Source organism: Lactobacillus sp. N54.MGS-719, from assembly GCF_000980505.1.
Lineage (GTDB): Bacteria > Bacillota > Bacilli > Lactobacillales > Lactobacillaceae > Lactobacillus > Lactobacillus amylovorus.
On record NZ_LARO01000011.1, the window covers coordinates 32,304 to 46,870 of the forward strand.

Consider the following 14,567-nt stretch of genomic DNA (forward strand, 5'->3'; position numbering starts at 1 on the left):
TTTTTTAAAGTCATAAATTTAACCTTTTACTATTTACTTTTCTTCTTCGGTACAAATACTAGTGCAAGGACTAAATTAACAATTATCAGCACAAGCAGCACCATAAACGTCCACTTAGAACCTATTGCCGTACCATTACCTACATGATTATTTTGTGCAATCGCAATCAAAGTCCCAGCTAATGCAGTTCCGAGTGCTCCAGAAAATTGCTGCAAAGTATTGAAGATCGCATTGCCTTGGGCATGGTTGGCTTTGCTCAAAGTAATCAATCCACTGGTCATCAGACTGCCAAAACACATCCCATAACCGCCATAATAAAGAACATACAATAATACAATGGCAATACTGCTGAGTGGTGCTAATATATTCATCAAAATCAAACTAGTTAGACTGGCAATTACGCCAATAATGATCGGCAAACGCGCACCTTTTTTATCGAGCAGCTTTCCTGCTAAGGCTGCCATCAAGGCGTTTATCACCGCACCTGGAAATGTAATCCAACCAGCCAGAGAAACGGATCCATGATTAACGGCTTGCACATAGATTGGAAAGATGAAGCCTAAGGCCAAAGTCGCAATTTTAGCAAAACAATAGGCAATTAGTTGCATGCTAAAACGCAAATTTTTAAATAATTGAGGACTAATCAAGGCTTCCTTATCGGACCAAGATATTTTTAGCCAAATTAATAAGCTGATGATTCCTAAAACTAAAAAGCCTAAAACTGGAACTGACAGGAATGAATATTTGGCAATTCGAGTAAAGCCTAGCATTAAGCAAACTAAAGCAACAGCAAGAGACAGCCATTGACCGTACTTGATCTTCACCTTCTGCAAAGGATTGATCTGGCGAATTGAATAGATTCCTGTTAGTAAACTAATTACTATCAGAAACAGTGAAATGATAAAAATCCAGCGCCAATTAAGCGCATCAGTCACGATACCACCAAACACCGGACCAAAGGCTACGGCACAAGCGGTAATCATCGTTCCAATCCCCATCATGAAGCCCAGCTTTTCTTTTGGCACCTCAGCCAAGATAATGTTATACATCAGCGGCAAGCCTATACCGGTACCAATTCCTTGCAAGGCTCGACCTACTAACAAAAGATCAAACCATGGAGTAACGATATCAATCAGTAAGCCCAATATAAATAATGAAACTCCTAGAATAAATATTTTTTTGGTAGGAATTCTCAACCTTATCTGTGAACTAATTGGCACAATCGTTGCAATCACTAGCAACACCAGGGTATTAACCCATTGAACTTGATCGGTAGTAATTGCAAAGTCTCTAGTCAAGATTGGAAAAGTAACTGTCGTTGCCGTTTCATCAAGGATTCCCAAAAATGAGAGCATCCCTGCCGATAAAATCGCCATCACCAAACGTGGCGTAACTTTTTTAGTCATTTTTCATCTTCTTTTCTTTAACTGGCAAGCGAATAATCGTTTTTAAATTTTCTAACTTTGTACGTTGAGGATTTGATAAATAGATTTCATGATGACGACGCTGATCTGAAAAGTCTAATCCCAAATCATTTTTAGCAATGAATTGATGCATCTTAGCGATAGTAGCAGGCTCATCATCATAACTACCATGATGCATACGCATTTTCCTTCTGTCAAAACAAGTAATTTTACTGGTGAGAAATCCAAGCCTTTTTTAATTGCAGCTTCTTTTTTAGCCCAAGCCAAAACTTCATCTGTCACAAACTCAGGCATCCGAATGCAGGAAATAAAATTGAATCTTTCTTTATGAGCATAATCAATGTCTTTAACGCCATCTTGCCACCAAAATCCTTCAAGCGGTGGAACCACGAAGTCAAAATAATCTTTAATCTGATGTGAGCCCTTTTTACTCATTTTAATTGTATAGGCTAAACTATACAAGATCATGCTTGTATTCTCCGCCCTCTTGATTTGGATCGCCTTGACCTTGAACAGCAATATATTACATCTGTGGAACATCAATTAATTCAGGCTTTTTGCCTGGACGATAAAACTACTTTTCTTCTTTTTTAAAATCGTATGCCATGTCCTGCCTTTATAATTGATAAAACTTAACTGTCTTGTTCTTGAGTGAAATCTTTTTTACCTCAAAACCATAGTCAGGCAGTTCTTTCTTATAATGCAAAAATGAATGGTCGATTGGCAGTCCTGCTGCTTTTTCGATTTCATCAAATGAAAGCTCAAAGTCGCCAGTTTTGTTGTCTTTAATATATTGCCACAATTGATCGTATTTACTCATATCTATGTTGCTACACTTTCTAATACTTTCATTAAGATACATCTAATTCTATACTTCTTTGATGGTCGGCTCAATTTATACAAATTTATGCATGAAAAAATCCTATTCAGAAATTACAGTAACTTATGAATAGGATTATATTTATTAAGCTTCTTCAATCTTACCTGCAGCAATTGGCAAAGTTGTATGAGCATCGTAGCTCATTACACAACCACCAACGGTGTCAGGTAATTCAAGGTCTTTTGGTACACCATGTACATAAACTACACGTTTATCTAATTGAAGATCTTCAGTACCAAAGGCATCCTTGAACTTAGCTTGTAATTTTTCCAATGGAATATCGATTTCGTATTCGTAATGACCGTTTTCGTCTGCAACAGGATAACCATCGTGAGGGATGTTCATATCTTGTGGTGCATCGTCTAATGGCACCATAGTTGTACCTGATACTTCTTCAGTTTCTGGCAAATCAATAAAGCCATCATGATTCTTGTCTTGAGCCATGGTTGGAACATTGGCTTCCTTACCATCAGGAAAGCCATGGAAGTGTTCCCAGTGTTCAATATTCTTAGGAGTATCAAACATTTCTACTTTAACATGAAGCTTATCGCCATCTTCAGTAAATTCAGCTGTACCGTGAGCTTCGCAGCCAATCTTATCTGCATTTAATGGGGTAATGTGTGCAATATATTTTTTCATCTTGATGAATCCTTTCTATACTCTGATGTTTTCAAAATCATCATACAACCTTTGAGTTACAATTCGTTGTCTTAAGGCTTGTCGCAATTAATTATAATAAGAAGTTATTATGACAAAATTGATTTAAATCAAGAAAATTAGAAAAGATGATTTTTATGACAAAACATTCCCCTGTCGCTTGTTTAAGCAAAGCAACCCTTTTTACAGATTTACCCGTAGATTTAAAGAAAAAATTAGTAGCCGTCTCTGAACACCAACAGAAATTTCCTAAAGGAAGTATTATTAGATAACCTGATGATAGTAAAGATGGCATGATTGTCATCGATCAGGGAAAGGCAAAAGTCTACAACCTATCAAAAGATGGCATGGAAGTCGTGCTAGGTATACTTCAAAAAGGTGACATTGAAGGACAACAACATTTATTCAAACAAAGCGAAAATGAAAACTTTGTTGAAGCTGTGGAGGACACCTGGGTTTGCTCAATTAACCGCGCAGATTTTCAAAAACTTTTGCAGAAAACACCAGATTTGTCATTGAAGCTTTTAAATAATTTCGGTAAAAAGTTAGTCGCAATTGAACATAATTCGGTGCTTAGAAACACCTTGGATGCCAAAGAACGGATATTAGCTTACTTGAATGACCTTGCCAATGAGCAAGGCAAAAATGAAGTAAAATTAGAACTAAAGAAAAAGGACTTAGCCAGTTATTTAGGAATTACGCCGAAGACATTCAGTCGTAAGTTAAAAGAACTAGAAAAAGATGGCAAAATTGAAGTTCATGGTCGCTGGATTAATGTGAAAAGATAAATTATGCAAAAAATAAAGCCCAGCAAAAGCTGAGCTTTATTTTAATTAATAATCAAATGATTATTCTTCGTTTAATGATGAACGGTCGAATGATGCATCCTTAAGTTCGTCATCAATAGTCTTGGTACCTAACCAGCCAATCATTTCCTTCATAGCGTCGGTAATAGCTTCAGTACCTGGCAATAACAACTTACGTGGGTCATAACCCTTGTTGCCCTTGTCTAAGTCCTTGCCAGCTTCGATGTATTCACGAGTAGCCTTTTGGAATGCTAATTGGAATTCAGTGTTGATGTTAACCTTAGCGATACCAAGTGAAATAGCCTTCTTAACTTGGTCTTCAGGAATACCTGAACCACCGTGCAATACAAGTGGTTCTTCTGGAACTGCTTCAGCAATTTCCTTAAGACGGTCGAAGTTCAAGCCCTTCCAGCCTTCTGGGTATACACCGTGGATGTTACCAATACCACAAGCAAGCTTGTCAACACCAGCAGCAACGAAAGTCTTAGCGTCTTCAACTGATGCTAATTCACCGCCGTCAGCACCTTGGTTTTCACCAATCTTACCAATTTCAGCTTCAACTGAAATACCACGTTCGTGAGCTAACTTGATGATTTCCTTAGTCTTAGCCAAGTTTTCTTCAGTATCAAGCTTGTGACCATCAAACATAACTGATGAGTAACCAAGTGCGATACATTCCTTAGCTGATTCAAAGTCACCGTGGTCCAAGTTCAAAATAACTGGAACTGAGATGTTCATTGAATCCATTTGGTCAGCTACCATGTCCTTAACGAACTTGTAACCACCCATGTACTTAGCAGCACCAGTTGATACTTGGATCAACAATGGAGTTCTAGTTTCTTCTGCAGCACGCAATTCTGCACGAGTCCATTCCAAGTTGTTAGTGTTGTAAGCACCTACAGCATAGTGGTTTCTACGAGCATCCTTAAAGATTTGATTACCGTTGTCAAAATAAGCCATAAAAAAATACCTCCTAAATATCTTACAAGCATATTGTACCTTAATAATTCTATTATGAACAATTTTTCACAAAATGTAAGCGCTATTTTTTAAATTTTCACGATTTTGCTTACATTTCCTTAGGAGCATTTACGCCTAAAAGTCTGAGTGATTCAGTCAAGACGATTGATGTAGCTTGAACTAAGGCAAGACGAGCACCAATTTTATCGTCCTTAGTTAAAATCTTCACGTTTGCGTAGTACTTGTTAAATTTCTTAGCTAAATCAAGAGAATATTTAGCAATTACTGATGGTTCAAACTTTTCACTAGCTCTAGCCACAATTCTTGGGAAGTCTGCTAAATCCTTAGCTACGGCAAATGCCCAATCATCATTAAGAGCTAAATCAGTGTCACTTGGCTTTTCGCCCATCGCGGCAGCTTTACGCAATACACTTTGAGCACGAGCATTGGTGTATTGAACGTAAGGACCAGTATCGCCTTCGAAACGAACGACTTCTTCCAAGTTAAAGTCGAAGTTATCAAGACGATCATTCTTCAAGTCGTGGAAAACAACGGCACCTACACCAACATCATGAGCTACTTGGTCTTGGTTAGCCAAATCTGGGTTTTTTTCTTGAATTTGCTTCTTAGCAAGAGAAACTGCATCCTTCAATACTTGATCAAGGAAGACAACGTTACCCTTTCTGGTTGATAATTTCTTACCGCCTTGAGTAATCAAACCAAATGGAACGTGGTGGATTTCGTCTGCCCAGTCGTAACCCATCTTCTTAAGCACAGTCTTAAGTTCAACAAAGTGTTGCGCTTGTTCGTTACCAACAACGTAAAGCATCTTAACGAAGTTGTATTCCTTCATTCTCCATTCAGCAGCAGCTAAATCACGAGTTAAGTAAATTGAAGTACCATCTGACTTAACGATAATTGCTGGGTTTTCGTCAGGTCCCATGTCAACAACTTGTGCACCTTGAGATTCGTGTAAAAGACCTTTTTCCTTCAATTCATCAATAACTGGTTGCATCTTGTCGTTAAAGAATGCTTCACCATTGTATGAATCAAAAGTTACGCCCAATTCGTTGTAAATGCGCTTGAAGTCCTTAAGTGAAACTTCACGGAACCATTTCCATAATCTAACGGCTTCTGGATCGCCATCTTCAAGCTTCTTGAACCATTCACGACCTTCATCGTCAAGTTCTGGATTATCTTCTGCTTCTTTGTGGAATCTTACGTAGTAGTGGAAAAGACTCATAATTGGGTCTTTCTTAACGTCTTCTTCGTTACCCCAGTGCTTGTAAGCAGCAATTAACTTACCAAATTGAGTACCGTAGTCACCAAGGTAGTTAATCTTGATTGGAGTATAACCTACTTTTTCCATCGTCTTGGCAATTGAGTTACCAATTACAGTAGAACGAAGGTGCCCCATTGACATTGGCTTAGCAATGTTAGGAGATGACATATCAATTGGAACGTTGCCTTCACCTAACTTTTGATCACCGTAGTGTTCCTTTTCAGCTAAAACATCCTTCAAAGTTGATGAAACAAGCTTTTCATGGTCAATGGCAAAGTTAACGTAAGGACCAACAGCTTGGATGCTGGCAAAGTCATCACTGCTTAAGTTTTCAGCAATATCCTTGGCAATAATTGCAGGATTCTTGTGCATAGTCTTAGCCAAAATAAATGCTGGAAAAGCATAGTCACCCATCTTAGCATTCTTTGGACGTTCAATTAATGCAGCAATTTTTTCTTTAGGCAAATCAACTTGGCTTGAAACTAAATCAACTACTTCGTTTTTAAAGTCCATTTTCTTCCTCTTTTCAAATAAAAAAGCCTCTTTCTATTATCTAGAAAGAGACGAGTTACTAACCCGCGGTACCACTCAAATTGATACAAAGTATCCGCTTATTTAAATCATTATTTTAATCAGTTAAACACGCCTTCATTATTCTCTGATATCCAACTTCCACCAACTTGGACTCGCTAAAACAGAAAAATAACTACTACTCTTAACCTACTAGCAAAGATGATTATAACAGGAATGATAAAGGCGTGCCACAAATTTTAACGAAAAAAGCAGATATGACCATTTGCATATCTGGCTAATTTTTTAATGATTCTTGATGACTACTTTAGTACCATTAGGAATATTATCCATAATCCACTTAGAGTCAGGAACACTTAAACGAATACAGCCGTGAGAGCCTTGCGTTCTACCTAATTTAGCAGCTTCCTTTAAATTGTAGCTGCCATCACCTTTAGTAGGTACAGAGTGGAATAAGTAAACATTATCAGGACTCCAGCTTGTCCAGTTGTTAGCCCCTTCTCCTAAATTATAATTGAAGAAACTATCGCCGCGTCCGCCTTGAATACTGTAAGTACCCGTTGGCGTGAGAGATTTACCCTTCTTGAAAATACCGCCAGTAGAAAGCATGGTGTAAATTACCTTACCTTTTCTTAACAAGTAAGTACGATTGCCTTCAAGTGAGACACGTAAAGTTAAATCTTTTTCTGTTGGACTAATCTTAGGATGTTTCTTAGTCTCACTCTTTTGACGCCAAGTGCCTTCTTTTCTTAAATCCTTAGGATCTTTATATGGACGAAAAATTTCTGTATTTTGTTTAGCCTTTTTCTTAGCTTTTTTCTTTGGTTTAGTCGTCTTACTTTGAATGGTAGCTGCTTCTTGAGAGATATCAGACTTTGGTGCGCAACCGTTAGCTAAACCGATAATTGCTCCAAAAGCCAATACGATACTGGCCACTCCAATAATAATGTTTTTCTTCATAAACGTGTTAATCTTCTTTTTTAAAAATAATCTTAACTATTATAATTAATGCTTCGCGCATATTAAAGCGTTACGCTAAAAAACATCCCTGAATCGGGATGCTATTTTACTATACTTAAAATTTTAACATGTTTACGATAATTCTGAATACTTTTTCATTAATTTAGGCAATACTTTAGAAACCTCAGTTGGTTTAACAACGTAGTTATCCTTATTAATTAAATCGCCAGCTAGAGAATGAATGTAAACAGCTGCCAGAACAGTGTCGACGCTTGGACCAAATTGAGCTACAAAGCCGCCGATAATACCGGCAAGCGTATCGCCCATGCCGCCAGTTGCCATACCTGGATTGCCCAAAGGGTTAACGAAAACTTGACCTTTGCCATCATAGATATGGGTATGATTTGATTTTAAAACCAACATCGCATTACTATCTGGAATTAGTTGGTTCAAAGCATCAATATTGGCACTATCTGTTTGAAATGGAATTCTAATTTGACTCAGTCTCTGCCATTCCATTTGGTGGGGCGTAAGAATTAAATGACCTGCATTCGTTGGTAAAAGCGATTTATCTTGACTAATCAAGTCAAGCGCACTGGCATCTAGGACTACCGTTTGTTTTTCTGAAGTACATCTTCTCAGAATAACCATAATTTGCTTGGCTAAATCGGACATGCCAAGCCCAGGTCCACAAACCACGACGTCCATATTTTTAATCAAATTAGCCAGCTTGGCATCCCGCCAATCGATAAACATTGCTTCAGGCAAACGTGCATGAAGCGCAGTTAAATTGACCGGATGGGTTGCGACAGCGGTAAGTCCTGCACCACTATTGACCGCTCCTGAAGTCGACATAATAATGGCGCCACCATAGTTTTCGCCACCGCCAATTAAAAGGATTCGACCATAATCGCCCTTATGCGTATCACTTGATCTCTTCGTAATAACCTTTTTTAATATCGCTTCAGTAATTTCTGTCATTTTATCTGCCTCCGAAAAGCCAGCGCCAAATTCTTACAAAGAAGTTGACTTTACCATTAGCTGATAAGGCTTTTGCTTTAACATTCATGCCGTTAGGGTTTGACAAAGAAACAATCTTTTCATTGCCAGACTTGAATTGGTAATTGCCGATTGTTTGATCTTTGGTAATTGGTGCTTCAACAGTCTTTTTATCTAAGCTAGCTACTAAAGTCTTGTCATCTGCTGGATCCCAAATAGTAATTCTGTTCTTCAAGCCCAAGTTAGTAGTTGCGTTGTCACCGTCAGTAACCTTAATTGACTTCGCACCATTCATTTGACTGCCAGCAGTCATCGTAATTGGACGATACTTGTTGAAAATAAAGTTCATCAACTTCTTAGTTTGGATAAAACGTGATGGATCGGTACCGTCTTGGTGACGTGCACCCATAACTACAGTGATCAAACGCGCACCACTGTGTTCAACTGTACCGATAAAGCAAGCACCTGCAGCATCAGTGGTACCAGTCTTTAAACCATCAACTGGGTATGCTTCGTCATATTGAGAAAGACCCTTAAGCATCCAGTTGAAGTTAGCCATCTTAGTAACTTTATTGCCATCCTTAAAGTTTAAGTGGGCAATCTTAGTTGTGTCCAAAACTTCTGGGAAATCCTTGATCAAGTTTTGTCCGATAATTGCCATGTCTTTGGCTGACATAGTGTTTTCATCGTTCTTGTTAACGCCAGGGTAAGCATCCTTGCCTAAATTACCATTAGGTAAACCACAAGCGGTGTAGATTTTGGCATCTTCAATGCCCCACTTTTTAACTTGCGCACGCATTTGATTAATGAAAGCTTTTTGTGAGCCGGCAATGGTTTGACCCAAAAGCATTGCGGCACCGTTAGCTGATTCAATTAACGTTGCCTGGTAAAGTTGTCTGATAGTGTAAGAATGTCCCATTTTAAGTGGTACATTTGAATATTCAGTGTTGTTAGCCACCTTCACGATTGGAGCGGTTGGCTTTACTTTTTGGTCCCATGATAACTTCTTATTCTTAATTGCTTGTAAAGTTAAATAAACAGTGACCAATTTGGTCATTGAAGCAATTGGTAAGGTTTTATCTGCATTTTTGGCGTATAAAATTTGACCGGAATCGCTATCGATAGCAATAGCAGACTTAACGTTCAAATTAAGTTGATCAGCTTGGTAGCTGCTAGTAGCGTCGGCATGTACTGGCGTTGTGAAAACCGCCCCACATGAAATCAACGAAATCGCAGCAACAAAACTAATAAAAGTTCGTTTTATCTTTTTACTAAAAAACATGAAATTCCATCCTTTTGCATAATAAAGTATATTTATGCTTACATTTTACCAAATATTTGGTATGATTATTCATGTACATGAGAAAAATGCCCGCTTGGCGGAATTGGCAGACGCGCAGCGTTCAGGTCGCTGTTCAGGTGACTGAGTGAAGGTTCGAATCCTTTAGCGGGCATAAAGGTAGGTCTAGTAAATGCTAGACCTTTTATTTTACAAAAAGATAAATAATATTTCTTACACAAAGCTTTATATTTTAATCCTCCAAATGCCTTTCGCATCCCTTATGCTGTATAATTACAAGTAACCAATAGCGAGATTAGAAATGAGGCTATTATTATGCAAAAAAGATTAACTAAATCACAAGACAAAATTTTAGCTGGTGTTTTTGGTGGAATTGCTAACTACTTCAATGTAGATCCGACTTGGGTAAGAATCATTGGTGCTGCTTTAATTATCTTCACTGGTTTCTTCCCGGGCACTGCACTTTATATTATTGCAGCAATGGTAATGCCTGAAGCCAATGAAGTTTCACCTAGAGTCGAAAAGCATGAAACTGATTATCAAATAGGTCGGCCTAACACAATGAACGGTGACTTTACTAAGTCAGATAATCATGATGAAGATTCAAACGATAATCAAGATAATAAAAACTAATTTTTAATAAAAATTTGATCATTCAATTTACGTAGTTACGTATTTGAATGATCTTTTTTCGAGGTGATTTATTTGGATGAAGAAATTGTTGCTCGTCCTTTAATTACGATTACGAATATCATTTGGAGTTTCAATCCTAACACTCATTTGCCTCAAATTTTGTTAATTAAACGAGCTAATGAACCTTTTAAGAATAAATGGGCATTGCCTGAAACTCTGTTACGTAGAAATGAAAGTGCAGATGCTGCTTGTATCCGACTGATTAAAGATAAAATTGGCATGTCCATCCCTCATGGTGCCACTGAACAGTTGGCTACTTTTACTGACCCTAATCGAGTTAGTGGTGAACGTGCACTAGCTTTAGCTTATATGACTTTTTTGCCCGCTATGCCACAACTTAAGCCTGGCTATGGTGCAACAGAAGCAAGATGGTTCACATTTAATTTTAAGGACCAACATTTTTATTTAAAAAACAATGATATTGATCTAACCTTAACCGAACAATCTAAACTTGCCTTTGATCACCATCTAATCGTAATTGCAGCTATCAAGCGAATTAAGAACAAGCTAGATTACCAACCAACAGTACTTCAAATCTTAGGACCAACATTTACTCTGCGACAAGCACGCGAAGTTTACGCTATTTTCTTAAAAACTACAGTCGACAAAATTGATAATTCTAACTTTAAGAAAACCCATAAAAACATTTTTGAAGAAGTAGGAACAGCTTCTACTAAGCGTTCTGGCCGACCACCTAAGATCTTTAAATTGCGTTAAAACTTGCACTCGCTAAATAACGTGCTACAATCGACACTAATAAAAGTTGATTATACTTTTATTTTTAAAGTAATTAAAGTAAATTATACTTAAAAGAATAGGGAGCAAATAAGAAAAATGTATCATGAACTTTTAACAGATATGTACGAATTTTCAATGGCCAACGGCTATTTTCAAACTCTGCCACATAATAAGCAAGCACGGTTTGATGTCTTCTACCGTAACGTTCCTGACCATGGTAGTTTCGTAGTTAGTGCTGGTTTAATGCAAGCACTAGATGAAATCAAGCACTGGCACTTTACTGCCGATGACATCGCCTACTTACGCTCATTGAAACACTTCTCCGCTGACTTTCTCGATTATCTTGAACATGCTAAAAATCAATGTACCGTTAAAGCTATCCCTGAAGGTACACCAGTTATGCCACAAGAACCAATTCTTTCTATTTCTGGTCCATTAATGGAAGTTCAATTACTGGAAACATTAGTATTAAACATTATTAACCATCAATCACTAATTGCTACTAAAGCGTGGCAAATTACAAATGCAGCTGATGGTCGTGCAGTCATGGAATTTGGTGCTCGCCGTGCTCAAGGTCCTGACGCTGCAACCTACGGTGCTCGTGCCGCAATCATTGGTGGTTGCAGCAGCACCTCTAACGTTTTAGCCGCTAAACTTTTCCATGTACCAGCAGCTGGCACAATGGCTCATGCTTGGATTGAAAGTTTTCCGGATGAATTAACTGCATTTAGAGCTTGGGCCAAAATTTATCCTGACACAGCCGCATTATTAGTTGATACCTACGATGTGGTAAATTCTGGTGTTCCAAACGCTATCAAAGTATTCAAAGAATTACGTGCTGCTGGTCATGAACCAGTTGGCATCAGAATTGACTCTGGTGATATTACTCAATTAGCCAAAAAGGCTAGAAAGATGTTAGACGATGCAGGCTTCCCTAACGCTAAGATCACTGCATCCAATGCTTTAGACGCTCACATCGTTAAAGCTTTACTTGAAGATGGCGCACCACTTGATAACTTTGGTATCGGTGAACGTTTGATTACGAGTTCATCTAGCCCAGTTTTAAGCGGTGTCTACAAAATGTCTGAACTTGAGAACAACGGTAAATGGAAACCTAAGATCAAGATTAGTAACAGTCGTGAAAAGATTACTTTGCCAGGCAATAAGCAAGTTTACCGTCTCTATAAGAAAAATGAACCTAATAAGGCTTTTGCTGATGTCATTGCATTAAATGATGAACAAATCGGTGACACTATTTCTGCAGTCAATGCGGATGTATATGCCACTTGCGACAAAGTTGAATTAAAAGACTTTGTAGCTAAACCACTTTTGAGTGAAATTTTAACTCCTGATCATGAAAAAGATATTGAAACTGACACTTTTGCCATTCAAAAATTCGCTCATCAAAAAATCGCAGAATTACCAACAGCTACTAAGCGTCTAGTTAACCCTGATCGTTATCCTGTCTTTTTGACAAAGAATTTAGCCGACTTACAACAAAAACTGATTTCAGAATACAGAAACATATAGAGGTAAATTATGACTAAAGCACTACTGATTATCGACTACACTAATGATTTCATCGCTGATGACGGTGCACTAACTTGTGGTAAACCTGGGCAAGCAATTGAGGGTCACATTCTAGAATTAGCTGATGAGTTTTATCAAAATGGTGATTATGTGATCTTCCCTACAGATGGTCACACTCACGATAAATTTAGTCCCGAATACAAACTTTTCCCACCACACAATATTATTGGCACTTCTGGACAAGAATTGTATGGCAAAATCAAAACTTGGTATGATGTCCACAAAGATAGCGACAAAGTTTACAAGTTCAACAAGAATCGTTATTCTTCTTTCCAAAACACCAATCTAGATAATTACTTAAGAGAAAGAAAAATTGGCGATCTTTGGCTAACGGGTGATTGCACCGATATTTGTGTCTTGCACACCGCCATTGCAGCTTATAATCTAAATTATCATATTACGATTCCAACCGATGCAGTTGCTACCTTCACTAAATATGGGCAACAATGGGCACTGGATCATTTCAAGAATTCATTAGGTGCTAAGTTGGTCTAAATTGTGAATAACTAACCCGAAAAATCCACACTATGTGTGGATTTTTGTTTTATTTTGTCAAAAAGCTCGATATGACGGGCTTTATGGCTATGTTTCACAAGTGAGATTTTGCTTTGTATTGATTTTTCAATTATGTAAGCGCATAGCAGTGTAAATTTATACTTGCATTTTTGTTTCATTAGCCATTTTTATACAAAAAAGATCCGCATTCACGCGAATCTTTATAAACAAGTAGTCCACGTAATTAATATTTATCTAAATTCCCGACAACTTCTGCATTTCTTTATGCAAGTCTAGGACGCTGTCTGGGGTCTCGCCTGGACCATGACTAGTAATGTAGCCAGCCAATGATTTATCAAGTGCTAAAGCTACTACTTGCATTGGCTTGCCTGCATCCCTCCTGCCATAGGCAACTCTAAAAATATCCATCAACTCAGGATTATTCTTAACTTCTTGATCGTGATTAACAATCTCTTCAATTTTATTTCTGATAATTCTTTCTTCATCTTCAGCCATAATCATGACCCTCTTTCTAAATACATTATACCTTTTAATTGTATTCGCTTACACTAATTATTACTAAAAAGGAGACTTTTCCTGTCCCCTTTTAACTAAATCTTTACTTATTCTCTTTACCGATTAAACCGATCAAGCTAATAATCGTTGCAGCGATACCCAATGCCATAGCAGCAGTATCTTTATTATTAATAGTTGCTTCTCTGACTGCATCAAGATCCACATCAGATTGCTTTTCAGGTGCCTTAGCCTTGGTTTCACTCTTAGCTGATTTACTCAAACCAACGGTGAAGACTTGTGTCATTAAATCATTGTTGTTAAATTTTTGAATTTGACCATCACCATCAAAACCGTTGAAGACGACGTGATAACCAGTTTGAGCAATTGCCTTCAATGGAATTTCAGTACTGTACAAATCATTAATGCTTTCACCTGGTTTACCAGTAAGTGGACCAGATGAGGTTAATTGCTTACCATTGTTGTCCAAATCGATAAAGTTAATAATTGCAACTTGATCGTTTTGATCTTTTTTAGGCTTAAGCTCTGAGGCAGCTGCTGTATTGCGCCTACTGAAAATATTGAGATTTGGAGCGAAATGCTCAAAGGCTTCAAGAGTCGCGGCCTTGAACAGGTAGAGCTCTTCTTGTCTGACGGAGTAGTTGGCATGAAAGAGGCTATCTGCCAGTCCTATCCTAAAGCGCATTTTCAACGCTGCTTGGTACACGTCATGCGTAAT

General features: G+C 37.9%; 14 protein-coding genes, 1 tRNA gene and 3 pseudogenes. 7 read left to right on the forward strand and 11 right to left on the reverse strand.

The genetic code is table 11. The features are described 5' to 3' along the window. Positions 1 to 29 precede the first annotated feature (29 nt). The 4 genes and pseudogenes from WS44_RS03490 to WS44_RS03505 all read right to left on the reverse strand — a co-directional run bounded on the left by WS44_RS03490 (position 30) and on the right by WS44_RS03505 (position 2,943). Positions 30 to 1,406, reverse strand: coding sequence for an MFS transporter (locus tag WS44_RS03490; protein ID WP_014566101.1), 1,377 nt, complete (start codon positions 1,404 to 1,406; stop codon positions 30 to 32). After that, a pseudogene (locus WS44_RS03495) lies at positions 1,399 to 2,031 on the reverse strand (GyrI-like domain-containing protein). Before WS44_RS03495 ends, WS44_RS03490 begins: the two are co-directional and overlap by 8 nt. Positions 2,032 to 2,040: 9 nt before the next feature. Beyond that, the gene (locus WS44_RS03500) at positions 2,041 to 2,244 is read right to left on the reverse strand and encodes a hypothetical protein (protein ID WP_046433147.1); all 204 of its coding nucleotides are present in this window, start codon (positions 2,242 to 2,244) and stop codon (positions 2,041 to 2,043) included. A 144-nt stretch (positions 2,245 to 2,388) separates the two neighbouring features. Beyond that, a complete protein-coding gene (locus WS44_RS03505; RefSeq protein ID WP_046433150.1) occupies positions 2,389 to 2,943 on the reverse strand; it encodes a hypothetical protein in 555 nt (184 codons plus the stop codon). Positions 2,944 to 3,098: 155 nt separating this feature from the next. Between WS44_RS03505 and WS44_RS03510 the strand changes: the two are divergent. Beyond that, positions 3,099 to 3,749, forward strand: a pseudogene (locus WS44_RS03510) (Crp/Fnr family transcriptional regulator). A 60-nt stretch (positions 3,750 to 3,809) separates the two neighbouring features. Here the strand turns inward: WS44_RS03510 and WS44_RS03515 are convergent. The 5 genes from WS44_RS03515 to WS44_RS03535 all read right to left on the reverse strand — a co-directional run bounded on the left by WS44_RS03515 (position 3,810) and on the right by WS44_RS03535 (position 9,781). After that, complete coding sequence (locus WS44_RS03515) at positions 3,810 to 4,727, reverse strand: class II fructose-bisphosphate aldolase (RefSeq protein WP_013438491.1); 918 nt, start codon at positions 4,725 to 4,727, stop codon at positions 3,810 to 3,812. A 109-nt stretch (positions 4,728 to 4,836) separates the two neighbouring features. Next, complete coding sequence (gene argS, locus WS44_RS03520; RefSeq protein WP_013438492.1) at positions 4,837 to 6,522, reverse strand: arginine--tRNA ligase; 1,686 nt, start codon at positions 6,520 to 6,522, stop codon at positions 4,837 to 4,839. A gap of 303 nt (positions 6,523 to 6,825) precedes the next feature. After that, positions 6,826 to 7,500, reverse strand: a complete 675-nt coding sequence (locus WS44_RS03525; RefSeq protein ID WP_013642341.1) for a L,D-transpeptidase — start codon at positions 7,498 to 7,500, stop codon at positions 6,826 to 6,828. A 132-nt stretch (positions 7,501 to 7,632) separates the two neighbouring features. Next, entirely contained in the window at positions 7,633 to 8,481 is an 849-nt protein-coding gene (locus tag WS44_RS03530) for an NAD(P)H-hydrate dehydratase (RefSeq protein WP_013438494.1), read from the reverse strand. A gap of 1 nt (position 8,482) precedes the next feature. Beyond that, positions 8,483 to 9,781, reverse strand: a complete 1,299-nt coding sequence (locus WS44_RS03535) for a serine hydrolase (RefSeq protein ID WP_046433156.1) — start codon at positions 9,779 to 9,781, stop codon at positions 8,483 to 8,485. 88 nt (positions 9,782 to 9,869) lie between these two features. On the opposite strand from WS44_RS03535, the gene WS44_RS03540 reads away from it, so the two are divergent. The 5 genes from WS44_RS03540 (at position 9,870) to WS44_RS03560 (ending at position 13,315) form a co-directional block, all read left to right on the forward strand. Next, positions 9,870 to 9,953: transfer RNA gene (locus WS44_RS03540), tRNA-Leu, on the forward strand. 161 nt (positions 9,954 to 10,114) lie between these two features. Beyond that, positions 10,115 to 10,432, forward strand: a complete 318-nt coding sequence (locus WS44_RS03545; RefSeq protein WP_013438496.1) for a PspC domain-containing protein — start codon at positions 10,115 to 10,117, stop codon at positions 10,430 to 10,432. A gap of 72 nt (positions 10,433 to 10,504) precedes the next feature. Next, entirely contained in the window at positions 10,505 to 11,209 is a 705-nt protein-coding gene (locus WS44_RS03550; RefSeq protein WP_013438497.1) for an NUDIX domain-containing protein, read from the forward strand. A gap of 117 nt (positions 11,210 to 11,326) precedes the next feature. After that, positions 11,327 to 12,760, forward strand: a complete 1,434-nt coding sequence (locus WS44_RS03555; RefSeq protein WP_014566105.1) for a nicotinate phosphoribosyltransferase — start codon at positions 11,327 to 11,329, stop codon at positions 12,758 to 12,760. Positions 12,761 to 12,769: 9 nt separating this feature from the next. Next, on the forward strand, positions 12,770 to 13,315 hold the full coding sequence (locus tag WS44_RS03560; protein ID WP_046433159.1) for an isochorismatase family cysteine hydrolase: 546 nt from the start codon (positions 12,770 to 12,772) through the stop codon (positions 13,313 to 13,315). 255 nt (positions 13,316 to 13,570) lie between these two features. Here WS44_RS03560 and WS44_RS03565 read toward each other — a convergent pair whose 3' ends face one another. Next, complete coding sequence (locus tag WS44_RS03565) at positions 13,571 to 13,831, reverse strand: bacteriocin immunity protein (protein ID WP_046433162.1); 261 nt, start codon at positions 13,829 to 13,831, stop codon at positions 13,571 to 13,573. Between the two features lie 103 nt (positions 13,832 to 13,934). Continuing rightward, positions 13,935 to 14,462 carry a mucus-binding protein gene (locus WS44_RS03570; protein ID WP_166484915.1) on the reverse strand — a complete coding sequence of 176 codons (528 nt, stop codon included), beginning with the start codon at positions 14,460 to 14,462 and terminating at the stop codon, positions 13,935 to 13,937. Here WS44_RS03570 and WS44_RS09880 point away from each other — a divergent pair. After that, positions 14,391 to 14,567 (forward strand): annotated as a pseudogene (locus tag WS44_RS09880) (transposase); the annotation flags it as partial. The gene WS44_RS03570 and the pseudogene WS44_RS09880 sit on opposite strands and share 72 nt — an antisense overlap.